The organism is Aeromonas sp. QDB54, from assembly GCF_027707385.1.
Taxonomy (GTDB): domain Bacteria; phylum Pseudomonadota; class Gammaproteobacteria; order Enterobacterales; family Aeromonadaceae; genus Aeromonas; species Aeromonas hydrophila.
This window is the reverse complement of record NZ_JAPCIT010000003.1, coordinates 185,955-210,318: the sequence shown is the minus strand read 5'-3', so window position 1 is coordinate 210,318 and position 24,364 is coordinate 185,955. Positions and strand designations below refer to the sequence as shown.

Here is a 24,364-nt window from a genome sequence, read left to right as displayed (position 1 = left end):
GGCGCGTAACTCCGCAGGAATGCTTGCCTATCGGCTGACTTCCGACGGGGGATGGTCACGCCTCTTGGCTGGCAGCCGCGTGATTGCGATGCAGGTCCGAAACCACCGCGATCAATCTGTTGATCGGTTCAGCCAGCCGCTTCGGCAAGACGCGATGCTGGGTATGGGTTTTCAAGTCGGCGATCCAGCGATGCGCAACCCACACGTCTTCTTCAGGGTGGTGGTTGTCTACGCCGTTGCAATACTTGTAGCCAACGAGCGAATCAGTGTGCGACAGCAGGATGCGCGCCATCGTCATGTGGAAGCGATGGGCCTGGAGATCCGCCGGGCCTTTGGGACGCGGCAGGGTCAGTCGTAGGCATCGCTGGCCGTTGAACTCGCTCCAGTCGGGGCCAACGACTTGTCCCGCGCGTTCCAGCATCTTGCGCGACTGTTCGTTCTTGCCATTGACCAAGGCAACGGCGACCGTACCCTTCGGGTACTCCAGCTTTTCGGCGAGCAGGTTCATCCAGCGCACCAACTTGTTCAGGGTCTCATCGTCGGCAAACACAAGGAACTGATGGCGCTGCTCGTCGTCCAGAAACGCCGGCAATTGCGCGTAGAGGGGGTACAGCAGGTCGTGGAGATAGATGTAGGTCTGCCGGCGTCCTTGCTCGTGGCTCCGCGTGGTCGCAGTCAATACCTGCCGTGCCCACTCGGGCGTGAGTTCGTCCAGCGTCATCTCGGTGATGTCGATGGAGATGAGCGGGAATCCGAGCGACTTCCCGATAAGAGCCTTGCGCCCGTCGAAGGCGTGGCCGAGTTCGATTTCAACGCCGCCCAGCACCATCGGTTCAGCCTGGACCGGGGGGCCGAGCACGGCAACGTCGAGCCGGAATTTGCTGCCGAATGGCGTCTCCAGGGGATGCTCGGTTGCCACCTGGTCGGCGCCGAGCAACAAGTTGCCTTCCAGCGGATAGTCCGACGCATCCATATCCTTGAACGCCCACGGCATCGCAAGCCCGGCATTCAAACGTCGTGAGAGTTCGGCCGCGACAAGTTCTTTCGCCCGCCGGTGTTCAGGACTTTCCTGCACGGCGCGCCATCGGCTGGCTTCTTCATCGTCGAAGTGCGCTTTGGGGTTAAAGGTGTGCTGGGCAGGAAGTACGCGGAAATGGGATCGCCGACGCAGCTTCCCGCTTTCAAAGGAGGGGCTGACCCATGTCACCATCTGGCGCTCTGCGCCTGGAGACACCAAGGGCCACAGCTTGCGCGCATGTTCCCGGCTGCGAACGTCGCGCGCGGCAATCGTGGTCTGGAAAATCCCTTTTCGAGAGAAGACAACGATCGCCTCGTCCATTCCTGTCTCTCACTTACGGCGATACGGCCGCTAATTTCGTGGTGCCATCCAGCTTGCGGTGAATCAGCGATACCAGCGTCAGGATGTCCAGTGCGTCCTGTTCGGACATGGGCCAATTCGTCTTGGGCGCATGGGCCAGCGGATTGCGCACGGCGCCAAATAAGCCGATCAGCAGGTTGGCAAAGCCTTTCTGCTCGCTCTTTTCGGACTCGGTGGTGAGCGGTCCCAAGGCGAGAACGGGTTGCTGGCCTGCGAATGCCTTGTTCACCAAGTCCGCGCCGTCGCCGTTCAGGCCCGACAGCAGGCGAATCCGCTCCGCAACACCTTTCGTTGCCTCGAACACGGCATGGAAGTAGTTTTCCTCCAGCAACTCGGCGCGGCAGTAGTTCAGCACTTCCGCATGGACGACGCGGCTTTCCAGTGCGGCCTTGAGTCGTCCCGCGCGGGCGCGGGCGGCATCAAGCGTCGTGGCCTTATCGGCGTGAGCAACCTTGCCGTCATCGCGCACGTAGAAACCGGAGAAGGCAAGGACGACATTGAGTTCGTCGCGCCGCCAAGCGAACGTCGCGGGATCGCGGGCGTAGTTCACCGGGTTCATCGCGCGGTTGATGAACATGATGAGATGGTTGCCGATCTGGTGGTGGTTCTGCGCACCGGCCAGCGCATTGAACAACCGCTTCCACTTTGTCATGCCGGGCGACGTGTCGGCAACCTCGATTTCCTGCAGCAGCCGCTCGATCTGTGTACCGCTCAGACCGCGTTCGGTATCGGCGAGCACGCGGCAGGCGGCTTCAAGATGCTGTGAGTTGAAAGGGGTAATTCGCGTCGCCAATGCCTGTCTCCCTCGTCAGGCATCAGATGATGGCCTGCAGGCCCTTGTCGGCGATGACGTTGAGCAGTTTGAGCGCTGGCCCCGTGGGATGGGTTTCGCCTTGTTCCCACTTGCGCACGGTCGAGGCCGACGTGTGTAGATGAAGAGCGAACACCGGCTGGCTAAACTTCAAGGCTTCACGCAGCCGCTTGATATCGAAAGCACTGAACTCCCGCACCGGCGGCGGGCAGATTGCGTCGAACTCGCGCATCGTTACCTTGCCGATCGCTCCCGCTTCGTGGAGCGCGGCCAGATCGCCACGCAGGGATTCAATGATCTTGCTCACAATGCACCTCCAATAACACGCCTGACTGCAACGCCTTCGACAATGCTTCGGCGGACAGTTCCAGGAACACCTTGCCGGCGAATTGCAGTGCCTTCTTCTCGTCCTGCGTAATGTTCGCCTTGTCGCTCTTGGGGAACCCATGCAGGAACACATAGCGGCTGCCGATCCGGGCCGACAATAACGTGCGGTAGCCGCCACTCTTGCCACCACCAGGGCGGGCAACCCGTTTCTTGTAAAGGAAGCCGCCCAAGTCCGCGTCAATCAGACCGCTTTCCATCTCCTGAACCGCTTTGCACAAGGCGGCATCGGACAGCTTTTCGCCCGCCTGCCACCGCGCAAAATCCTTTCGTTTGAGGATGCGCGTCATCTTGACCTTCAAACTATACCCGAAACGGGCACACTTTTCCAGTGCTTAGTACGATACGCAGGCGGTGATGGCCACTGAGCCAATTGTCGTAGCGGTGATACGACAATTGGGGCGGCAAGGTGGATTGCTGGCCTCTGATCATGCGGTCACCTCTTTCGGTTCTTGATGCATGCTGACGACCGACTTGCGTCGATTCGCCACCAGTTCGGCGGCTTCCCGCACGGGCTTGTCCTCGGTGTGGACGTAGCGCATGAACATCACCACGGTCTTGTGCGCCGTCAGGGCCATGCCGACCTTGACCGGGATACCCGAATTGGCAATGTCGGTCGCCGAGCGGTGGCGGATGCCGTGCGTCCCCACATGCGTTGCCCCCGCCGCTTTGAGCGCACGGCTCCAGCCGCCGTAATACTCGCCCGTGGTCAGGTGTTGCCCTGGATGGCGCGGCGACGGCAGGACGTAAGGATTGCCTTCCTGCCTCGGCGCCGTCGAAAGCAGCCGGTAGGCTTCCTCGCTGATGGGCTTGGACATACCGCCGGTCTTGCTGTCAGGCCAGACGACGCGGCGGTTTTCCAGATCGATCCATTCCCATTCGAGCGAGACGATTTCGCCACGGCGGCCGGCAAACTCGAATTGCAGGCGGATCGCCAACGGGATGACGTAGTTCTCCAGCCCCTCGGCCTCGATCTTGTCGAGCTGCCGGAAAAGTTTTCCCATGTCCTCGTCGCTGATAAGGTGGGTGGACTTGCCGGCAGGGAACATTGGGACATGGCGGCAGGGATTGGTGCCGTCAGGCCGATAGCCCCACACCTCAGCCAAATTGAACATCTTGCGCAGGATGCTGAACGCCTTGTTCGCCTCGGTCTGCTTGTAGGAAAGCTTTTCCATCAGTCCGGCAATGTCAGGCCGCTTCACGTCGTGGACCTTCTTGCGGCCCAACAACGGGATGATGCAGCGGTCGATGACACCTTGATAGCCGACTCGGGTGCTGGGCTTGTTGCGCTTCTTGGAGTGGTCCTCCATGAACTTCTTGCACAACTCTTCGACGGTGGGCGCTTTGCGTGCTTCCGTCTTGGCTGCGCCGGGATCACCACCCCGGCGTACCTGGGCCAGCCATTCTTGCGCGAGCGAACGGGCCTGTTCGACGGTCAGTTCCCCGTACTGACCCAAGGCGGGCTTGCGGCGCTCGCCAGCGTTCGTCCGGTACTGGAGCATGAACACCTTGCGGCCCGACGGGGTAATCTTGCACAAGAAGCCGGGAACCAACGTATCCCGGAGTTCGACGGCCTGCGCCTGGGGGTGTGCCGCATCGACAGCGGACTTGGTGAGTTTGATTTTTGCCATGATGACTCCTTGGAAAGACCCGGTTCCCAGGAGCCTTCTAGGGGCCAGTAGAGGGAAAGTCAGGTCAAGTTTCGGAAAGCACCGGCATATGATGAACTCGCCTAAGTCATTGATAAACCTGCTGTATCAAGCCTTGGCGTAGTCCAGCGCAGTACCGGGCTGGAGTCATGGTGAAATAAAAAAGCCCGCAGAGTGCGGGCTTTTGCAAGGTGGGGATTCCTGGCTTATTCGGCCTTGGGGGCCTCGTCGGCAGGCGCGGCATCGGCCTCGTTGACCGGGGCGACTGGCGCCGGGCCCGGTACCAGCTCCACCGCCGGCTTGGCGATGAGGGAGCGGGTCTCTTCCACCGCTTCGGTCAGCTTGACCTCGATGATCTGGCCGAGCTCGTAGACCACCTCGGTCTTGTCTAGATAGACGCGGCCGTTGTCCCAGTTGCACTCCAACCGATCCTTGTTGTCGAGGATATGGCGGGCGGGCATGAACACCACGGCGCCGTTCTCGCGCAGACGCAGCTTGAGGCCGGCGCGCATCACGTCGATGATCTCGGCGTTGAACACCTTGTCGGTGCCGGCATCGGCCTTGAGGTAGCGGACATAGAGCCAGTCGCCGATGTCGCGCTCCACCATGCGGTGCAGGCGGCGGCAGGCGGTCAAGTGCTCGGTGAGCTCTAGGTTCGGGCGCTCACCCGGGGTCTTGCCGGCGATGACGGCTTTGAGCAGGCGATGGTTGACCATGTCGCCGTACTTCCGAATAGGTGACGTCCAGGTGGCGTAAGCATCCAGCCCCAGGCCGTAGTGGGCGCCCGGCTCGGCGGACATCAGCGCATAGCTCTGGAAGCGGCGGATCTTGCCATCCAGCCAGCGGGTGTCCAGGTTGTCGATCCAGCGGCGCAGGGCGCAGAAGCCGGACAGGCTGGCGATCTCTTCCTTCTCGAACGGGGCCTCGGCGCTTTTCAGCAGATCGATGGCGCCGTCGAGGGACTCTTCGTCAAAGCCGGTGTGGACGTTGAAGATGCCGTAGCCGACCTGCTTGCCGAGCACGCGGCCGGCACAGATGTTGGCGGCGATCATCGACTCTTCCACCATGCGGTTGGCGATGCGGCGTGGCTCGACGTGGATGGCCAGCACTTCGCCGTTCTCGCCCAGCTCGAAGTCGTAGTCGGGACGATCCGGGAACACCAGGGCATGTTCGGTACGCCAGGCGATGCGCGCCTCGGTCATTGCCTTCATCAGCGGCAGCTGGGCCAGCACGCCGGCGTCGATATCCAGCTGCTTGCCGTGCTCGGCCCAGTCGGAGACGTCGTCATAGGTGAGACGGGCGTGGGAGCTGATGCGGGCGGCGAAGAACTCGGTCTCCTCCAGCAGCAGGCCATCCTCGGCGATGAGCAGACGGGCGCACAGGGTGTTGCGCTCCTCGCCCTCTTTCAGGGAGCAGAGCTCGTCGGAGAGGGTGCGCGGGATCATCGGCACGTTGCGGCCCGGCATGTAGACGGTGAAGGCGCGCTGGGCGGCTTCCTTGTCCAGCTCGCTACCCTCGGCCACGTAGGCGGTCGGGTCGGCGATGGCCACCAGCAGTTCCCAGCCGTTGTCCAGTTTGCGGATGGCCAGGGCATCGTCCATGTCCTTGGTCTTGGCGCCGTCGATGGTGAAGAAGGGGGTCGCGGTCAGATCGGTGCGCGGCAGCTCTTCCTCTTCGATCACCTTCCACTCCGGCAGATCCGCCGGCTCGACCTGGGCCAGGTTGTGGCGCGCCAGCACCACCCACCAGGGCACGTTGTGATCTTCCTGCGAGGCGATCTTCTGGGTGATCTCGGCAGAGAAGTTGCCGTCCACCAGGGCGTGACGCTTGAGGGTGGCAACCACCCAGTCCCCTTCCTTGAACTCTTTCTCGTCCAGCCCCTTCTTGACGCGGGCCTTGATGGCGTCCTTGATCAGCGGGTGATCGGCGACCACGTTGAGGCGGTCACGGAACATCTTGACCCGAGCCACGAAACGGGTGACGGACTGCTCCAGCAGGGCATCCGGCTCGGCCACTTCCTTCTCTTTTTCGGTACGGATCAGGGCGCTCACCCGGTCACCGTGCATCACCTTCTTCATGTAGGGAGGCGGCACGAAATAGCTGGTCTTCTCATCGACCTCCAGGAAGCCGAAGCCTCGATCGGAGGCGCGGATCACACCCTCTTTCTTGGGGATGTTTTCGCGGATTTGTTGCTTGAGCTGGGCCAGCAGCGGATTGTCTTGGAACATAAGTGAGGAACCTGAAGTGGAAAACCTGGGTGGAGACCTGATGACGGATCGCCCTGCACTATACGTTTTTACCCCTCCAAAGCCAAGGTGAATGGCCGGCTCAGCCGGGTTGCAGTGCCCGGCGACCCTGCTCGATCAGGCGCTGGGATATCTGTTTGTGCAGCCCCCGTTCCAGCACCCAGCGGTGCCAGTAGAGCCGCTCGACCAGATGTTGGTCCGGGCTGAGATCGAGCAGGCTGCCCTCCGCCAGCTGGCGGCGGATCTGCAATTCCGGGATCAGGCAGCAGGCCAGCCCCTGTTCGGCCATGGCGACGAAGGCCTCGGACGAGCGCACCGTGTGGCAGGGGTAGCCGCCGGGCTCCAGCCCGAAGTGGCGGGCCATGTAGCTGACGTGCATGTCGTCGCGCTGATCGAAGGCCACCGCCGGCGCCTTGGCCAGCGCAGCCAGTGTCAGCCCCTGCGGGAAGTGGCGGGCGACGAAGGCGGGGCTGGCGGTGAGCAGGTAGCGCATCTCGCCGAGCTCGTCGACGCAGCAGCCGGCCAGCGGCTGGCCGTGCAGGCTGACGGCGCCGAACGCCTGCCCCTCGCGTACCCGATCCAGGGTGCGGCTCTCATCATCCACCAGCAAGTTCAGCTCGATGGGGTGCTGCTCCAGCAGCGGGGCCAGGGCCGGCAGAAACCAGGTAGCCAGGCTGTCGGCGTTGACGGCGATGCTGACCCGGATCGGCGCCTGCGGCTCGGCGGGGGAGAGCTCGCCAGCCAGTTCCAGCTCCAGCTGGCGCACCTGACGGTAGTGGGCCAGCAGCTTCTGACCGAGCGCGGTGGCCTGCAGCGGCTGGCCGCGGATCAGTAACGGTTCGGCAAACTGCTGCTCCAGCTGCTTGATGCGCTGGGAGATGGCGGACTGGGTGATGTGCAGGCGCTGGGCGGCCCGCTCGAAGTTCTGCTCTTGCATCACCGCATCCAGCGCCAGCAGCAGCTTGTAATCCAACGCCTTCATCAGCATGCCTTATCAACAGGGGGAATTAAGAAGAGATGCTACTCAAGTGGTGGCGACAGAACAACCGGAGATCGCTGAAAATGTCGGCAGGCCAGGCGTGACAAGGGCTGCGGGGTCAAAGCGGATTTGTCACTGTGAGATGTGACAGTGGTGGTCAAAAGGTATTCAGGAGATACTCTTTTGCGTCCGTTTTTGCATGGGGTGGAAACGGGCCATAGCGAGAACTTTTAATCCCGGGTCTTACCCCGGGATTTTTTTGCGTCGTCTTTATTCGGTGACCAGTTCGCGCGCCTCGTCATAGGCACCCTGCAGGGGCTGGCCGACGGCACGGGCGAACCGCTCATCCAGATGGAAGCGGATCCCGACCCCGCACACGGCGCCCAGATCCACCGCCTGGCGGTGACCGAGCCGTTCGATGGGCAGGCCGAGACGGCGGAAGATCCGCTCTACCGGCAGGCTGACCACGGCAACCAGCTCGCGGATCCCCTGCGCCTTGGCGAAGGCATAGACCTCGCGGAAGATGATGCAGGTCAGTTCGCTGATGCCGTTGCCGAGCCGGGGAGCCCGTTCGGCATCGATGGCGAGGCGGGTCAGCTCCCACACGTCGTTGCTGCGCGGCGGGGCTTCACCGGCGAGGGCGGTAGGGAAGATGCTGGGCAGCATGTAATCCTGGGCACAGCTGAGCAGACGGATGCAGCCGCACAGCCCTTCCTCATCTTCGATCAGCACCCAGTGGGTATCAGGGGTATCGAAACTGTCCTGCTCCAGACCACGGTGGGATTCCACATCCCAGCCGAGGCGATCGGAGAAGACGCGATTGCGAAAGCGATAAAGCTCGTTTTCTACCTCCCATCTGGGGTGTTCTTTTAATTTTCCTTTGAAAACAAGCATTCAGATGTCTCCATTTCAGTGTTCGGCGCTATAATCGAGGCCCTGGCCAGGGGGGCTAGCATATGAAACAAGACCAACTGCTTGAGTACCTCGAACATTTCACTTCGGTAACGGACGGGGATCGTTTGGCCGAGTTGATCGGTCGGTTCACGCTCGGTATGGGTTACGACTACTACCGGTTTGCGCTGATCATTCCCATGTCGATGCAAAGACCCAAGGTGGTGCTGTTCAACCAGTGCCCAGACTCCTGGGTGCAGGCCTACACGGCCAACCATATGCTGGCCTGTGATCCCATCATTCAATTGGCCCGCAAGCAGACCTTGCCCATTTACTGGAACCGGCTGGATGAGCGGGCGCGTTTTCTGCAAGAGGGCAGTCTTGACGTGATGGGGTTGGCGGCGGAGTTCGGGCTGCGCAACGGAATTTCGTTCCCGTTGCACGGTGCGGCAGGGGAGAACGGCATACTGTCGTTCATCACCGCCGAGCGGGCATCGAGCGATCTGCTGCTGGAGTCCTCGCCCATCCTCTCCTGGATGTCCAACTACATCTTCGAGGCGGCGATCCGGATTGTGCGGGTCAGTCTGCGGGAAGATGACCCTCAGGAGGCCCTGACTGACCGGGAGACCGAATGCCTGTTCTGGGCCAGTGAAGGGAAAACGTCGGGTGAAATCGCCTGCATCCTGGGGATCACGGAGCGAACCGTGAACTACCACCTCAATCAGGTCACCCGTAAAACGGGGTCGATGAATCGCTACCAGGCCATCGCCAAGGGGGTGAGCAGTGGCATTTTGCTGCCCAATCTCGAGCAGGTCGTGGTCACCAACTTCCCCAAGCTGATGCAATAAAACCCGATGATTCTCGGGGTAGAGTGATTGGCTAACAATTGTCAGATCCTGCAATTGACAGTCATGGCCGAATGGCGGCCCTTCTGCCCCGAAGGGGTTATGCCTGCTGCGCACCATTAGCAAAACCAATGGCTCAGCAGATCAATGAATTTCTCTAAATAGAACTGTCCCCCTTATAGTGCCGTCCAATCACTCTGCTGGACGGTTCATCCATGTTTGCTACCACCCTGCAAGGCTTCACCCTCGGCCTTGCCATGATCATTCCCATCGGTGCCCAGAATGCCTTCGTGCTGAGTCGGGGCATCCACCGTAACCACCATCTGCTGACGGCGACCCTCTGCTGCCTGTGCGATCTCGTGCTGATCGGCATCGGGGTGTTTGGCGGGGCCAACCTGCTGGCGGCCAGCCCGATCGGCCTGGCCCTGCTGACCTGGGGCGGCGTGTTGTTTCTCGGCTGGTTCGGTATCCGTTCCCTGCGCAGTGCCTGGCGCGGGCAGGGAGCCAAGCTTGCGGACTCGCCCCAGTTGATGGGGGTCAAGAGCGTGCTGGCCATGACCCTCGGGGTGACCCTGCTCAACCCCCACGTCTACCTGGATACCCTGATGCTGCTCGGCTCCTTCGGCAGCCAGTTTGCCGAAGAGTTGCGGCCGGCCTTTGCGGCCGGGGCCATGCTGGCCTCGCTGGTCTGGTTCTACAGCCTGGCGTTCGGGGCGGCCGCCCTCTCGCCCTGGCTCGCGCGCGGCAGGGTTCAGCAAGCTATTGATACTATTGTTGGTTTCATCATGCTGGGGCTGGCGTTGCAGCTGGCGAGCGGGGCTCTGCTGGCGTCATAAGGCTATTTTTGTGCCGCACCTCATAAAAATTAATCCCGGCTTCATGCGCTGACATATTCGTCTGTTAAATTCCCGTCGCTGGTAAAGCGACACTCATAATAAAAGGGACAAGACAGTGAATAAAACCATGAAGCTGGGTGCTATTGCAGCCATCGTGCTGTTATCTGCCTGTAGCAATGAAAACGACAGCAAGGCGCAACCGGGTGAGGTTGCCCTGCGTCTGATCCAGACCTCCGATATCCACTCCAACGTGCTGGGCTACGACTACTACCAGAACAAGGAGGATCGCAAGTTTGGTCTCTCCCGCACCGCGCTGCTGATCCGCGCGGCCCGCGCCGAAAACCCCAACAACCTGCTGCTCGACAACGGTGACCTGATCCAGGGCACGCCGCTGGCGGACTACATCTTCGAGCAGTCCGGTGCCGGTTACCTCGACAAGCAGGCCCACCCGGTGTTCAAGGCGATGAACGAGCTCGGCTACGATGCCGGCAACCTGGGCAACCACGAATTCAACTATGGGCTGGATTACCTCACCAAGACCCTGCAGGGGGCCAAGTTCCCCTATGTGAACGCCAACGTGTTCGAGGCGGGTGCCTTCAAGCGTGATGCCAAGGGGCAAATAGACTGGAGCGGCAACAAGTTCACCCCCTACCTGCTGCTGGAGCGCAAGGTGAAGGATGACAAGGGGCAGCTGCAGACCGTCAAGGTCGGCATCCTGGGGCTGACCCCGCCGCAGGTGCTGCAGTGGGACAAGCGCCATCTGGAAGGCAAGGTGGTGGTGGCCGACATGGTCGAGACCGCCAACCACTATGTGCCCGAGCTGCGCGCCAAGGGCGCCGATATCGTGGTGGTGGTAGCCCACACCGGTATCAACGCCAGCAGCTACGAGGCCATGATGGAGAACTCCGCCTGGCACCTGGCCAAGGTGAAGGGGGTGGATGCCCTGATGCTGGGCCACGCCCACAAGAACTTCCCGGGTGACTTCCCGGATCTGCCGGAGGTGGACAACAAGGCCGGTACCCTGAGCGGCATTCCGACCGTAATGCCGGGTTACTGGGGCAACCACCTCGGCATCATCGACCTCAAGCTGGAGCAGGTGGACGGCAAGTGGCAGGTGAAACAGAGCCAGGCCAGCCTGCGCAAGATCGACTCCAGCGAGGGCAGCGCGGTGGATCAACGGGTGGTGGACCTGGTACAGGCCGACCACGACGCCACCAACCAGTGGCTGGATGAGCCGCTCGGCAAGATCACCTCCTCCATCCACAGCTTCTTCGCCCTGGTGCAGGATGACCCCTCAGTGCAACTGGTGAGCGATGCCCAGCGCAAGCATGCCGAGCAGTTGCAAAAAGACGGCCTGCTCAAGGAGTCCTACCCCATTCTGTCGGTGGCGGCGCCGTTCCGTGGCGGTCGCAACGGCATCAATGACTTCACCTACGTGGCTCAGGGTGACATCTCCCTGCGCAACGTCTCCGACCTCTACATCTATCCGAACACCCTGCAGGTGGTCGAGGTGAACGGGGCCACCGTCAAGGAGTGGCTGGAGATGAGTGCCGGTCAGTTCAACCAGATCGACACCGGCAAGACCGAGGTGCAGTGGCTGGTGAACGAGAAGTTCCCCACCTACAACTTCGACGTGATCGACGGGGTCAACTACGAGGTGGATATCACCCAGCCGGCCCGTTACAACAAGGAAGGGGCCAAGGTCAGCGACGGCCAGCGCATCAGCAGCCTCACCTTCAACGGCCAGCCCATCGATCCGGCCCAGAAGTTCTACGTGGTGACCAACAACTACCGCGCCAGCGGCGGCGGCCACTTCCCGGGCATCGACGGCAGCAACATAGTGCATGAAGACCCCTTCGAGACGCGCGAGATCATCGCCCAGTACCTGAAGGCCCAGTCTGCCGACAACCCGGCCGGCTTCAGCCCGGCGGCCAACAACAACTGGCACATGAAGGCCCTGCCGGCCAACGTGGACGTGCGGCTCTACTCCTCGCCCCGCGAGGAGGCCAAGCAGCTGGCCGGTGCGGATCTGGAGTACAAGTCCACCCTGCCGATGGATGACGCCCAGCACCCTGGCTACGCCATCTTCCGGCTGGTCCGTCAGTAATTCCCGGCCGACATGGCAATAAAAAAAGCCCTCGCAGTGCGAGGGCTTTTTCATGGGCGGAGGGTTCCGAGGGCTTAGTTGACCACGGCCACGTTGATGGTGCCGTTGCCCTGGGTCATGCGGACCCGGGCGCCCGGTACGAAGGTGGGGCTGGCCTTCTGCACCACCACGATGGATTCGCCGTTCTCTTTCTTGATCTCGAGTTCGACGCCGTCCACCTGATTGAGCTTGTCACCGGCCGCCTTGCCCGCTGCCGCACCCGCGATGGCGCCACCGGCCGCGGCGATGTCGCTGCCGCGCCCGCCGCCAATGGTGCTGCCGAGCAGGCCGCCGACCACGGCGCCGCCGATGGTGCCGATCAGCGAGTTCTCATCGGCCTGGATCTTGACCGGGCGGGTGGAGAGGATGGTGCCGTAGCTGACGGTCTGCACCTGCTTGGCTCGATCCTTGGTGTAGACGTCACCGGAGTAGACGTCGCTGTTGGCACAGCCGCTGAGGGTGGTGGCGGTGGTGGTGGCCAACAGGGCGATGAGGGTAATGCGTTTCAACATGATGGGCCTCCTGGGCTGGCATCTAATCTGGTTTGTTCGGTCAGTGATTCAACTCTACGCCAACCGGATTGAGCATGAAACCAGCAAAGTGTAACCAATTATAAGGCCCGGGCCCCGCAAACCCCGTCACTGCCGGCTCAGTCGAGCCGTTTTTCCAGCAGCAGGCGATCCTCGCCCGGGCCGAAATAGTCGCGCTCCTCGGCCAGTTGTTGATAACCGAGTCGAAAGTAGAGGCGCTGGGCCGGATTGGCCGGATCCACCGTCAGCCTGACCCGCTCGATCCCCAGTGTCAGCAGTGACTGCTCCACCTGCAGCATCATGCGTTCGGCCAGGCCGAAGCCGCGTGCCTCCGGCAGCACCGCCAAGGAGAGCAGCCAGCCCTGCGACCGATCCTGTCCCAGTCCGCCCAGGGCATAGCCCAGCAGCTTGCCATCCAGCTCGGCCACCAGCAGCAGCTCGGGCCACAGATCCATGGCCTGGCGGAAGAAGAAGCCGGGATAGACATCCTCCCCGAATACATTGACGTCGATCTGCCAGATGGCGTGCATGTCGGTGTGGCGCGCCACTCTCAAAACGGGGGGCTGGTGCATCCGGGCTCCTGTGGTGTCGTACGTGCTGCCGGGCGGCAGTCAAAAGGAGCCACAGGGTAGTGGGCCCGCCGGACTGATGCAAGCGGGTCTGGGGCGCTGAGCGGCAGGGCCGCCCCGGCTCAGGGCGGCAGGGGACGGCTGCCCGGTCGTTTGGGGGCCTTGCGGCGGCTGTCCAGCAGGTGGCGCAGGGCCAGCCAGGGGTGATGCCACAGCATGCGCGGGCCGCTCCACTTCATCACCAGCTGGATCTGCTTGCGCATGGCCGGGGCATAGCAGTGGATGTGGCAGTTGGCACAGGTGGGCTTGTGGCCGTGACCATAGCGGCAGCGGCGCAGCCGCTGGTGGGCGAACTCCTGCAACTGCTGGCAGTGCCGGCAGGCGGGGTCCTGATGATGGTGGTCGCAGTAGAGGCGGATCATGGCGCTGACCGTCTGCTGCTCCCGCTTGAGCCTGGGATGCACGGGCGCCTTGTCGGCACGGGCCGGGCGCGCGGGGGGGGAGTGATGGGTCGTCATGCAGGGCATTGTCCGGACCTGGGGCGGCGGGGTCTTGATACAGGTCAAACCGGCGGGCAAAAAAACAGGGCCCGTGGGCCCTGTTTCATCAGACAAGTAGCGTTGTCTGCGCTTAGATGAGGCTGGTTGCCTGCTCCAGCCAGGCGAGATCCTCGCCTTCCAGCAGCGGGCTCAGGCGGCGGTAGACCTCGGCGTGATACTCGTTGATCCAGCGGAACTCGGCCGGGCTCAACAGGCTGCGATCGATGAGGCGGGTATCGAACGGTACATAGGTCAGCCGCTCGAAGCCCAGCATCGGCAGTTCGCCGATCTGCTCCTGCTCGGTGACCACCACCAGGTTCTCGCAACGGATGCCGAAGGCATCTTCCCGGTAGTAGCCAGGTTCGTTGGAGAGCACCATGCCCGGCTGCAGGGCCACCAGGCTGCCCTTGGGGGCGATGCGCTGCGGGCCTTCGTGCACGCTCAGGAAGTGGCCGACACCGTGGCCGGTACCGTGGTCGTAGTTGTAACCGGCCTGCCACAGCGGCTGGCGGGCCAGCACGTCGAGCTGGATGCCGGCGGTGCCGCGCGGGAAGCGGGCCTGATCCAGCGCGATGTGACCCTGCAGTACCCGGGTGAACATTGCCTTGTGCTCGTCGGTCAGCTCACCCACCTTGATGGTGCGGGTGATGTCGGTGGTGCCGTCCAGATACTGGGCGCCGGAGTCCACCAGATAGATGCTGTCCTGGCCAAAGGTGCGCGGAGTGCCGTTGGTATGGCGGTAGTGGCACATGGCGGCGTTGGGGCCGAGCGCCGAGATGGTGTCGAAGCTCGGCTCAACATAGTGCTCCTGCTCGCGGCGGAAAGCTTCCAGCTGATCGGCCAGGGTCCCTTCATCCACCCCGTCGAACTCGCCGCTGGCGATCAGCCGATCCAGCCAGGCCAGGAAGCGGGTGACGGCGACGCCGTCGCGCAGATGGGCGGCGCGCATGCCGGCCAGCTCCACCTCGTTCTTGCACGCCTTGGGCAGCATGGTCGGGTCCTGACCGGCCACCAGGATGGCGCCCGCCTCTTCCATGACCAGCTGGGTCCAGGCGTTGGCGGTGTTGGGATCGGCCAGCACCTTCTGCTGGTCTTCACCGATGCGCTGTAGCACGTCACCCAGCTTGTCGATGGGGTAGACGGAGACATCCTGCCCCACGTGCTGACTGAAGGCGAAGCAGTCGATCTTGTCGGTGTCGACGAAGAAATCCATGGTGGCGTTGGCGTAGAGTACCGCAAAGCCCAGCACCACCGGCAGCCGATCCACGTCGCGACCACGCAGGTTGAGCAGCCAGTTGATGGGCTCGGCCTGGGTCAGCAGCACCGCATCCAGAGCGCGCTTGCGCAGATCGCTGGCCAGCATCTCGCGTTTGGCCTGGCTGGACTGGCCCGCCAGCGCTTCACTGTAGAGGATGGCCGGGTTCTTGGTGGGGGCGGGGCGATCGCTCCAGTGCAGATCGATGGGGTTCTGCTCGACCCGCACCAGCTCGATGCCGCGCTCGGTCAGCACCGCCTTGGCATTGTGATACCAGGCCAGGCTGTGCAGGCGGGCATCGAAGCCGACCCGGGAGCCGGACGGCAGCTGATCCGCCAGCCACTGCACATGGGGATCTTCCACCAGATGGAGAAACTCGAAGAGCTCGGCCGATGCCTGCATGCGGGCCTGCACCGTGTAACGACCGTCGATGAACAGGGCCGCCCGCTGCGCCAGTATGATGGCGAGGCCGGCGGAGCCGTTGAAACCCGTGATCCAGTCCAGTCGCTCGGCGTAGGCGGGAATGTACTCCCCCAGGTGCTCGTCGTCGTGGGGGACGATGAAGGCGTCCAGCTCCATCATGGCCAGTTCGGCCCTGACCTGGGCGACGCGGGTTTCAATAATCTCGAAATGATTCATGTCGTTAATGCCAGATTGTTGTGATGTGAGTGTTCAGTGGTTGTGGCCGCTGTCCAGGATCCGCTTGATGGACTGGCCGGCCGCCTCGATATGTTGCTTGAGCAGTACCACCGCCTCGTGCTTGCGGCGGGCGCGGCACAGCTCCAGCAGCTGGGCGTGCTCGCGCTCTGCCTTGTCGACGCCATCGCTGGCGAACAGCAGCTCGAAGCGCACATAGCGGTCACAGCTCAGATTGATCTGGGCGATCAGCTCCAGTGCCTGGGGGCGGCCGGCGGCCTGATAGAGGGTGGCGTGAAAACTGTGGTTCAGTTCGGCCCAGCGTTCGATCTGGGTGCCCGACTCGAGGGCCTGGTCGAACTGGGCGAGGATCGCCTGCGCCCTGGCGAAGGTCTCCTCCGTCATCAGGTCGACGGCGTGGAACAGGGTATCGGCTTCCAGCAGGGCTCGCAAATAAAAGAGCTCCTCGATGGCCGCGGCGTCCAGCATGGTGACCACGGCGCCGCGGTGTGCCTCGAACTTCACCAGCCCCTGCGCTTCCAGCTGCATCAGGGCTTCCCGCACCGGAATACGGCTCACCGCCAGCTCCTTGGCGATGGCGTCCTGACGCAGGGGGGCGCCGGCGGGAAACTCACCGCGCAGGATCCGGCCACGGAGGTTTTCCATCACCATTTGGGTACGGGTCTTGTAGGGTGGGGTCATGATCGGGTCACAGGGGAATCGTTACAAAATTGTATATTGTATAAAGTTGGGCTGAATCTAACGCGCAAGGGCCCACAAGGCAAGGTTTGGCAGGAGTCAAACGCCGCACTCTGCTCAAAAAAATACCGGCCAGCTGGGCTGACCGGTATGAGATTGGCAGTAAACGGGCTGGCTGTTACAGCTGCGGACCTGCCGCTACCAGACGCTTGCCCTCTTCATTGTCGGTGAAGCGCTCGAAGTTCTTGATAAAGCGTCCTGCCAGGTCAACCGCCTTGGCGTCCCACTCGGCCTTGTTGGCGTAAGTGTCGCGCGGGTCGAGGATCGCCGGGTTCACGTCGTGCAGGGCGGTCGGTACTTCCAGATTGAAGATCGGCAGCACCTTGGTCTCGGCCTTCTCGATGGAGCCATCCAGGATGGCGTCGATGATGGCGCGGGTATCCTTGATGGAGATGCGCTTGCCGGTGCCGTTCCAGCCGGTGTTGACCAGGTAGGCTTCCGCGCCGGCGGCTTCCATCCGCTTCACCAGCTCCTGACCGTACTTGGTCGGGTGCAGGGAGAGGAAGGCTGCGCCGAAGCAGGAGGAGAAGGTCGGGGTCGGTTCTGTGATGCCGCGCTCGGTACCGGCCAGCTTGGCGGTGAAGCCAGACAGGAAGTGGTACTTGGTCTGCTCTTTGGTCAGCTTGGAGACCGGGGGCAGCACGCCGAAGGCGTCGGCAGTCAGGAAGATCACCTTGTTGGCGTGACCCGCCTTGGAGACCGGCTTGACGATGTTCTCGATGTGATAGATGGGGTAGGAGACCCGGGTGTTCTCGGTCTTGGAGCCATCGTCGAAGTCGATGGTGCCATCTGCCGCCACGGTCACGTTCTCCAGCAGCGCATCGCGACGGATGGCGTTGTAGATGTCCGGCTCGGCTTCCTTGGAGAGCTTGATGGTCTTGGCGTAGCAGCCCCCTTCGAAGTTGAACACGCCGTCGTCGTCCCAGCCGTGCTCGTCATCGCCGATCAGCTGACGCTTGGGATCGGTGGAGAGGGTGGTCTTGCCGGTACCGGAGAGGCCGAAGAAGATGGCTACGTCACCGTCCTGACCCACGTTGGCGGAGCAGTGCATGGAGGCGATGCCGCGCAGGGGCAGGAAGTAGTTCATCATGGAGAACATCCCCTTCTTCATCTCGCCACCGTACCAGGTGCCGCCGATGAGCTGGATCTTCTCGGTCAGGTTGAAGGCGACGAAGTTCTCGGAGTTGAGACCCTGCTCCTTCCAGTTCGGGTTGGTGCACTTGGCACCGTTCATCACCACGAAGTCCGGTTTGAAGGTTTTCAGCTCTTCATCGCTCGGGCGAATGAACATGTTTTTCACGAAGTGAGCCTGCCAGGCCACCTCGGTGATGATGCGCACGGCCAGGCGGGTGTCCGGGTTGGCACCGCAGAAGCCGTCGACCACGAACAGGCGCTTGCCGGAGAGCTGTTTGGTCACCAGGGATTTCAGATGTGACCACACTTCCGGGCTGATGGCTTTGTTATCGTTTTTACCCTGGTCAGACCACCACACAGTATTCTGGGTAGTGGCGTCTTTGACGATATATTTATCTTTAGGGGAGCGGCCGGTGAAGATGCCGGTATTGACATTGACGGCGCCCAGTTCGGTCACCACGCCGCGCTCGAACCCTTCCAGGTCGGCACGTGTCTCTTCCGCGAACAGCTGGTCGTAGGAAGGGTTGCGCAGGATTTCAGTGGAGTTCTTGATACCGTACTGGTCCAGTCCTAATTGCTTGGCCAGGGTGGGTTCTGCCACGATTGTCATTGTATTCTCCTGGGTTCAGAGGTTGGTAGGGTTCTATCTGGCGTTCATCCTATCACTTAGGTGGTAGAGTTTAGCGATCGCCATCAAACTTTATAAAATAGGGTATTTTTTTGTTATTTAAGTTAAAGGCGGGTTTTGCCCGCCTTCAATTAGTGTAACTTGTTTGCATCATTACCGGGAGCCCTGCTGAACAGGGTTTCGACGTCGATCCCATCAAATTGGTACTGGGCGCCGCAATAATCACAGTGCATGTCGATCTTGCCGAGCTCCTGCACCATCTCCATCACCTCTTCCTTCTCTATCTGCAGCAGAGCCCCTTCGCAACGGGCGCGGGAGCAGGTGCAGCGGAACTCGACCGCCTGCGGATCGAACACCCGCACCTTGTCCTGGTGGTAGAGGCGGTAGAGGATCTCTTCCGCTTCCAGACCGAACAGCTCTTCATCCTTGATGGTGCTGGTGAGCTGGGTCAGGTGCTCGAAATCGTCGCTGTGATCCTCGCTCTGGGCGGGCAGCTCCTGCAGCAGGATGCCGGCGGCGCGCGGCTCACCCTGGTGGTAGCCGGTGCGGATCCACAGCTTGGTCGCCAGCTGTTCGGACTGGGCGAAGTAGTGCTCCAGGCAGCCGGCCAGGGTGTCGGCGTCCAGCGCTATGATGCCCTGATAGCGTTCACCCTGCTCCGGGGTGATGGTGATGACCAGCTGGCCTTCTCCGATCAGGCTCTGCAGCTTGTCGTCGCTCGGCAGTTCCCCTTCATAGCGGGCCACGCCACGCAGCTGCTGGTTGTTGTCGCCGTTGATGACGGCCAGCCGTACCGGGCCGTTGCCCTGCAGCTGCACCGTGATGGAGCCTTCGAACTTGAGGGTGGCGGTCAGCAGGCTGGTGGCGACCAGCAGTTCACCCAGCAGTTTTTGCACCTGTACCGGGTAGTTCTGGGCCTCAACCACGTGGCGGTAGGTGTGGTCCAGCTGGACCAGCTCGCCCCGGACTTCGTACTCTTCGAACAGATAGCGATACAGGAGATCTTGGTTACTCATCATGCATTCCTGGGTTCTTCGGTGGGGTAAATAGATAAAAACATTAATAAACAGCTGGTTAGGAACTTATTCCGGCAACTGTCGTCATAAAAGGGCCATCTTGGCGGGTCAATATTGCTTGACCTTGATCAGCTGGCGCCGCTCCTGCTTGTCGGGGCGACGCTCGGGGCTTGGCGCAAACTGGCTGTTGAAGCGGCGTGCCTCGCTGTTTTCGGCCCGCTTTTTCAGGCTGGCCTCGGTCTCTTCATAGAGCTGCTGGGCCAGCGGGGCGGATTTGCGCTGCTCGCTCACCTCGAGCACCCGCACTTCCCGTTCGTCCTGACCCTGCCAGCAGCGAATGAGAGCGCCGACCTCGACATGCTTGCCCGGTTTGCTGCGCTGGCCGTTGTAATGCACCTTGCCCCCTTCAATCTGGTCGCGGGCCAGGCTGCGGGTCTTGTAAAAACGTGCCGCCCACAACCACTTGTCGAGACGGACCAGGGTTGGGGTTTCTGCGGGGTTCGGCATGAATCGACTCCGGAATGGCTGAAAGGGGTGCCTGATTATACCAGAGGCGGGCCCCGGGATAGAAACAGGGGGGCTGATGGTGTGACGGAATGTCAATTTTCGCAGCTTCATCCCATCCGGTCGGTTGTCTCTGGGTCCATTGCCGTACACAATAGCCAACCGATTTGGATGCCAGAAAATATTGATAAACATGACGCTACCGTTCAGGGATGACTTGTTGAGCTCCCTTCTGGCCCGTTGTAAAACCGTGCCACTCTCCCGATTCAGCCAGCCTCTGTTCTGGCTTCTGCTGCTGTTGCTGGCCCACCAGTGTGCCGGTCTCACCTGGCGTCTGCTGGATCTCGGCAGCCGGCCCGTCAGCCAGTCCTGGCAACCGTCGGTGGTCGCCAATCAGAGCCAGGGTGCAAACCGGCTCGACCTGAGCGGCGTCAGCCGGCTGGCACTGTTTGGCAAGGCCAAACAGCAGGCCCAGGCGGCCGATGTTGTCGCAGCCGATGCTCCCAAGACCCAGCTCAATGCCCAGCTCAACGGCGTGCTGGCGAGCTCGGATCCCGCCAAGTCCATTGCCATCATCGCCCACAACGGGCTGCAGAACTCCTACGGCATCGGTGATCTCATCGATGGTACCCAGGCCAAGATCCGCCAGGTGTTCCCGGATCGGGTCATCATCGAGCGGGACGGCCGCGACGAAACCCTGATGCTGGACGGGGAGGAGTACGGCAAGCCGCTGCCCAAGCCGGGCAACCAGGACGGCAAGCTCTCCTCGGTACGCAACGAGCTGATGGGCAACCCCGGCAAGATCACCGATTACCTCAATATTTCCCCGGTCCGGGTCGATGGTCGCATGGTCGGCTATCGCCTCAATCCGGGCAGCAATCCGGAACTGTTCAATCAACTGGGGCTGGTCGCCAACGACATGGCGGTCAGCATCAATGGGCTGGATCTGCGGGATAACGCTCAGGCCATGCAGGCGATGCAGCAGGTGGCTGGCGCAACGGAAATGACCGTCACCGTCGAGCGGCAAGGACAGCTCTACGACGTTTATGTCGGCTTGTCAGAATAATGATTTGGAGTAGCACCAAGAATGATAAATAAAGGGAAGGGCTGGCGTCTGGCCACCGTGGCTGCGGCGCTGATGATGGCAGGTTCTGCCTGGGCCACCGAATATTCCGCCAGCTTCAAGAATGCCGACATCGAAGAGTTCATCAACACGGTCGGCAAGAACCTGAACAAGACCATCATCATCGAGCCTTCGGTGCGCGGCAAGATCAACGTCCGCAGCTATGACCTGCTCAACGAAGACCAGTACTACCAGTTCTTCCTGAGCGTGCTCGATGTCTATGGCTTCGCCGTGGTCCCGATGGACAACGGCGTGCTCAAGGTGGTGCGCTCCAAGGATGCCAAAACCTCCGCCATCCCGGTGGTGGACGAGAGCAACCCCGGCAGCGGCGACGAGATGGTGACCCGGGTCGTGCCGGTGCGCAACGTCTCGGTACGTGAACTGGCGCCGCTGCTGCGCCAGCTCAACGACAACGCCGGTGGCGGCAACGTGGTCCATTACGACCCCTCCAACGTGCTGCTGATCACCGGCCGTGCTGCCGTGGTCAACCGGCTGGTGGAAGTGGTGCGTCGGGTCGACAAGGCGGGCGACCAGGAAGTGGACATCGTCAAGCTCAAGTACGCCTCTGCCGGCGAGATGGTGCGGCTGGTGACCAACCTCAACAAGGATGGCAACAACCAGGGCGGCAACACCTCCCTGCTGCTGGCACCCAAGGTGGTGGCCGACGAGCGCACCAACTCGGTGGTGGTGAGCGGCGAGCCCAAGGCGCGCGCCCGCATCATCCAAATGGTGCACCAGCTCGACCGTGACCTGCAGAGCCAGGGCAACACCCGGGTCTTTTATCTGAAATACGGCAAGGCCAAGGATCTGGTGGAGGTGCTCAAGGGCGTCAGCTCCAGCATAGAGGCGGACAAGAAGGGCGGCGCGGCCACCACCACAGGGGGTGGCGGTGCCAGCATCGGAGGCGGCAAGCTGGCCATCTCCGCCGACGAGACCACCAATGCGCTGGTGATCACCGCCCAGCCGGACGTGATGGCCGAGCTGGAGCAAGTGGTCGCCAAGCTCGACATCCGTCGTGCCCAGGTGCTGGTGGAGGCGATCATCGTCGAGATCGCCGATGGCGACGGCCTCAACCTCGGGGTGCAGTGGGCCAACACCAATGGCGGCGGCACCCAGTTCACCAATACCGGTTTGCCGATTGGTTCGGTGGCCATCGCGGCCAAGGATTATAAGGATAACGGGACCACCACAGGCCTGGCCTCGCTGGCCAAAGAGTTCAACGGTATGGCGGCCGGTTTCTATCACGGCAACTGGGCCGCGCTGGTGACGGCTCTGTCGACCAACTCCAAGAGCGATATTCTCTCCACCCCGAGTATCGTCACTATGGACAACAAGGAAGCCTCCTTCAACGTCGGCCAGGAAGTGCCGGTGCAGAGCGGCTCCCAGAGCTCCACCACCAGCGATCAGGTGTTCAACACCATCGAACGCAAGACGGTGGGTACCAAGCTGGTGGTGACGCCGCAGATCAACGAGGGGGATTCCGTACTGCTCAACATCGAGCAGGAGGTCTCCAGCGTAGCGAACAAACCAGCCGAGGGAACTGCAACACTTGGCCCGACCTTCGATACCCGCACCATCAAGAATGCGGTGCTGGTGAAGAGCGGCGAGACCGTGGTACTGGGCGGCTTGATGGACGAGAAGACCAGCGAAACCGTCTCCAAGGTGCCGCTGCTCGGCGATATCCCGGTGCTGGGCTATTTGTTCCGTTCGACCAATAACAGCACCTCCAAGCGCAATCTGATGGTCTTTATCCGGCCCACCATTTTGCGGGATGCCAACATTTACACAGGTGTTTCCAGCAACAAGTACACCGAGTTCCGGAACGAACAGGTGGAAGCGGCGGCACAGGAGGGCTACCTCACCTCGCCCAAGCGCCAGGTGCTGCCCGAGTACAGCCAGGGTGTGGCAACATCGCCCGAGGCACAAAAGCAGATTGAACAGATGAAGCAGCACCAGCAGGCGACGATCGAATCGGTGCAGCCATTCGTGGGTAACAAGTAATGGCGGCATACCAGCTGGATGGCGTCGACATGCCGGCAGCCCTGCCCGAGCTGCCGTTTGCCTTCGCCCGCAACTTCGGGGTGATCCTGACCGAGCGGCAGGGGGCCCCGGTGCTGCTCTGCCGCCAGGGCGTGACGCCGCAAACCCTGCTGGAAGTGCGGCGGGTGGCGGGCTGCGCCTTCACGGTGGAGCAGATGGACGGCGAGGCCTTCGAAGAGCTGCTGATGGCCCACTACCAGCGTGACTCCTCCGAGGCGCGCCAGCTGATGGAGGATCTCGGCAACGAGATGGACTTCTTCGCGCTGGCCGAAGAGCTGCCCCAGAGTGAAGACCTGCTGGACGCCGACGACGACGCCCCCATCATCCGCCTCATCAACGCCATGTTGAGCGAGGCGATAAAAGAAGAAGCGTCCGACATCCACATCGAGACCTTCGAGCGGGCCCTAGTGATCCGCTTCCGTATCGATGGGGTGCTGCGGGAGATCCTGCGTCCCCATCGCAAGCTCGCCTCCTTGCTGGTGTCGCGCATCAAGGTCATGTCGCGGATGGACATCGCCGAGAAGCGGGTGCCGCAGGATGGCCGCATCTCACTGCGCATCGGCGGCCGGGCGGTGGACGTGCGGGTTTCCACCATGCCGTCCAGCTACGGCGAGCGGGTGGTACTGCGTCTGCTCGACAAGAACAACGTGCGGCTCGAGCTCAAGCAGCTCGGCATGACGCTGGCCAACCGCAACATCATCAGCGAGCTCATTCGTAAGCCTCACGGCATCATTCTGGTGACGGGCCCGACCGGTTCGGGCAAGTCCACCACCCTGTATGCGGCGCTCTCCGAGATCAACTCGCGGGATCGCAACATTCTCACGGTGGAAGATCCTATCGAATATGACCTCGAAGGGGTTGGCCAGACCCAGGTCAACAGCAAGGTGGACATGACCTTCGCCCGCGGCCTGCGCGCCATTCTGCGCCAGGATCCGGACGTGGTGATGGTAGGGGAAATCCGTGACCTCGAAACTGCCCAGATCGCGGTGCAGGCGTCGCTGACCGGTCACCTGGTGATGTCGACCCTGCACACCAACACCGCCATCGGTGCCATCACCCGGATGCGGGACATGGGCATCGAACCCTTCCTGCTCTCCTCCTCACTGCTGGCGGTGCTGGCCCAACGGCTGGTGCGCACCCTCTGCCCCGATTGCCGCGCGCCGCGCCCCATCACCGAGCAGGAGCGCATTGCCATGGGCATCGAGCTGGCGCCGGATCAGCAGGTGTGGCGGCCAGTGGGCTGCGAGCAGTGCAACCACACCGGCTATCGCGGCCGAACCGGCATCCACGAGCTGGTGGTGATCGACGAAGCGGTACGCGAGGCGATCCACAGCGCCAGCGGCGAGCTGGCCATCGAGCGGCTGATCCGGGGTCACACCCCCAGTATCCGCCGCGACGGCATCGACAAGGTACTCAAGGGGCAGACCAGCCTCGAAGAGGTGCTGCGCGTGACCCGGGAAGACTGA

Annotated in this window: 22 protein-coding genes; 6 read left to right on the top strand and 16 right to left on the bottom strand. The window is 62.0% G+C overall.

Annotation, left to right across the window (positions count from 1 at the left end; translation table 11 throughout):
• Positions 1–55: 55 nt before the first annotated feature.
• From PG881_RS04475 to PG881_RS04440, 8 genes are all read right to left on the bottom strand, one after another.
• Positions 56–1,339: a hypothetical protein gene (locus PG881_RS04475; protein WP_014703511.1), complete on the bottom strand. Its 1,284-nt coding sequence runs from the start codon at positions 1,337–1,339 to the stop codon at positions 56–58.
• 13 nt (positions 1,340–1,352) lie between these two features.
• Positions 1,353–2,171, bottom strand: coding sequence for a TIGR02391 family protein (locus tag PG881_RS04470; protein WP_014703510.1), 819 nt, complete (start codon positions 2,169–2,171; stop codon positions 1,353–1,355).
• Positions 2,172–2,193: 22 nt separating this feature from the next.
• Entirely contained in the window at positions 2,194–2,496 is a 303-nt protein-coding gene (locus PG881_RS04465; protein WP_014703509.1) for a helix-turn-helix domain-containing protein, read from the bottom strand.
• Complete coding sequence (locus tag PG881_RS04460) at positions 2,480–2,863, bottom strand: type II toxin-antitoxin system RelE/ParE family toxin (protein WP_014703508.1); 384 nt, start codon at positions 2,861–2,863, stop codon at positions 2,480–2,482. The genes PG881_RS04465 and PG881_RS04460 overlap by 17 nt, the downstream gene beginning before the upstream one ends.
• Positions 2,864–3,001: 138 nt before the next feature.
• On the bottom strand, positions 3,002–4,204 hold the full coding sequence (locus PG881_RS04455) for a tyrosine-type recombinase/integrase (RefSeq protein WP_023110663.1): 1,203 nt from the start codon (positions 4,202–4,204) through the stop codon (positions 3,002–3,004).
• Between the two features lie 224 nt (positions 4,205–4,428).
• Positions 4,429–6,450: an exoribonuclease II gene (locus tag PG881_RS04450; RefSeq protein ID WP_041216195.1), complete on the bottom strand. Its 2,022-nt coding sequence runs from the start codon at positions 6,448–6,450 to the stop codon at positions 4,429–4,431.
• 100 nt (positions 6,451–6,550) lie between these two features.
• Positions 6,551–7,450 carry a LysR family transcriptional regulator ArgP gene (locus tag PG881_RS04445; protein WP_011704527.1) on the bottom strand — a complete coding sequence of 300 codons (900 nt, stop codon included), beginning with the start codon at positions 7,448–7,450 and terminating at the stop codon, positions 6,551–6,553.
• A gap of 267 nt (positions 7,451–7,717) precedes the next feature.
• Positions 7,718–8,341, bottom strand: coding sequence for an acyl-homoserine-lactone synthase (locus PG881_RS04440; RefSeq protein WP_270798135.1), 624 nt, complete (start codon positions 8,339–8,341; stop codon positions 7,718–7,720).
• Positions 8,342–8,403: 62 nt separating this feature from the next.
• On the opposite strand from PG881_RS04440, the gene PG881_RS04435 reads away from it, so the two are divergent.
• From PG881_RS04435 to PG881_RS04425, 3 genes are all read left to right on the top strand, one after another.
• Positions 8,404–9,186 (top strand): LuxR family transcriptional regulator, encoded by a 783-nt coding sequence (locus tag PG881_RS04435; protein WP_005315931.1) that lies wholly within the window; start codon positions 8,404–8,406, stop codon positions 9,184–9,186.
• A gap of 212 nt (positions 9,187–9,398) precedes the next feature.
• Complete coding sequence (gene lysE, locus PG881_RS04430) at positions 9,399–10,019, top strand: L-lysine exporter (RefSeq protein WP_011704530.1); 621 nt, start codon at positions 9,399–9,401, stop codon at positions 10,017–10,019.
• Between the two features lie 127 nt (positions 10,020–10,146).
• The gene (locus tag PG881_RS04425) at positions 10,147–12,126 is read left to right on the top strand and encodes a bifunctional 2',3'-cyclic-nucleotide 2'-phosphodiesterase/3'-nucleotidase (RefSeq protein ID WP_270798278.1); all 1,980 of its coding nucleotides are present in this window, start codon (positions 10,147–10,149) and stop codon (positions 12,124–12,126) included.
• A 74-nt stretch (positions 12,127–12,200) separates the two neighbouring features.
• Here the strand turns inward: PG881_RS04425 and PG881_RS04420 are convergent, their stop codons facing one another.
• The 8 genes from PG881_RS04420 to hslR all read right to left on the bottom strand — a co-directional run bounded on the left by PG881_RS04420 (position 12,201) and on the right by hslR (position 19,738).
• On the bottom strand, positions 12,201–12,677 hold the full coding sequence (locus PG881_RS04420) for a glycine zipper 2TM domain-containing protein (RefSeq protein WP_005308463.1): 477 nt from the start codon (positions 12,675–12,677) through the stop codon (positions 12,201–12,203).
• Between the two features lie 137 nt (positions 12,678–12,814).
• Complete coding sequence (locus PG881_RS04415) at positions 12,815–13,267, bottom strand: GNAT family N-acetyltransferase (protein ID WP_039215349.1); 453 nt, start codon at positions 13,265–13,267, stop codon at positions 12,815–12,817.
• Between the two features lie 119 nt (positions 13,268–13,386).
• A complete protein-coding gene (locus tag PG881_RS04410; protein ID WP_244089522.1) occupies positions 13,387–13,782 on the bottom strand; it encodes a nitrous oxide-stimulated promoter family protein in 396 nt (131 codons plus the stop codon).
• A 112-nt stretch (positions 13,783–13,894) separates the two neighbouring features.
• Positions 13,895–15,697 carry an aminopeptidase P family protein gene (locus PG881_RS04405; RefSeq protein WP_270798128.1) on the bottom strand — a complete coding sequence of 601 codons (1,803 nt, stop codon included), beginning with the start codon at positions 15,695–15,697 and terminating at the stop codon, positions 13,895–13,897.
• A 33-nt stretch (positions 15,698–15,730) separates the two neighbouring features.
• Entirely contained in the window at positions 15,731–16,396 is a 666-nt protein-coding gene (locus PG881_RS04400) for a GntR family transcriptional regulator (protein ID WP_011704535.1), read from the bottom strand.
• A 175-nt stretch (positions 16,397–16,571) separates the two neighbouring features.
• A complete protein-coding gene (gene pckA, locus PG881_RS04395) occupies positions 16,572–18,197 on the bottom strand; it encodes a phosphoenolpyruvate carboxykinase (ATP) (protein ID WP_011704536.1) in 1,626 nt (541 codons plus the stop codon).
• A gap of 149 nt (positions 18,198–18,346) precedes the next feature.
• Positions 18,347–19,231 carry an Hsp33 family molecular chaperone HslO gene (gene hslO / locus PG881_RS04390; RefSeq protein WP_024943636.1) on the bottom strand — a complete coding sequence of 295 codons (885 nt, stop codon included), beginning with the start codon at positions 19,229–19,231 and terminating at the stop codon, positions 18,347–18,349.
• 108 nt (positions 19,232–19,339) lie between these two features.
• Positions 19,340–19,738 (bottom strand): ribosome-associated heat shock protein Hsp15, encoded by a 399-nt coding sequence (gene hslR, locus PG881_RS04385; RefSeq protein ID WP_206819274.1) that lies wholly within the window; start codon positions 19,736–19,738, stop codon positions 19,340–19,342.
• A 214-nt stretch (positions 19,739–19,952) separates the two neighbouring features.
• Here hslR and exeC point away from each other — a divergent pair, with 214 nt between their 5' ends.
• Genes exeC through exeE form a run of 3 tightly spaced genes read left to right on the top strand, consistent with a single transcriptional unit; the run spans position 19,953 to position 24,364 of the window.
• Positions 19,953–20,801 carry a GspC family type II secretion system variant ExeC gene (gene exeC / locus PG881_RS04380; protein WP_272481873.1) on the top strand — a complete coding sequence of 283 codons (849 nt, stop codon included), beginning with the start codon at positions 19,953–19,955 and terminating at the stop codon, positions 20,799–20,801.
• 21 nt (positions 20,802–20,822) lie between these two features.
• Positions 20,823–22,859 carry a GspD family T2SS secretin variant ExeD gene (gene exeD / locus PG881_RS04375; protein WP_227290201.1) on the top strand — a complete coding sequence of 679 codons (2,037 nt, stop codon included), beginning with the start codon at positions 20,823–20,825 and terminating at the stop codon, positions 22,857–22,859.
• Positions 22,859–24,364 (top strand): GspE family T2SS ATPase variant ExeE, encoded by a 1,506-nt coding sequence (gene exeE / locus PG881_RS04370; protein WP_016349336.1) that lies wholly within the window; start codon positions 22,859–22,861, stop codon positions 24,362–24,364. Before exeD ends, exeE begins: the two co-directional genes overlap by 1 nt.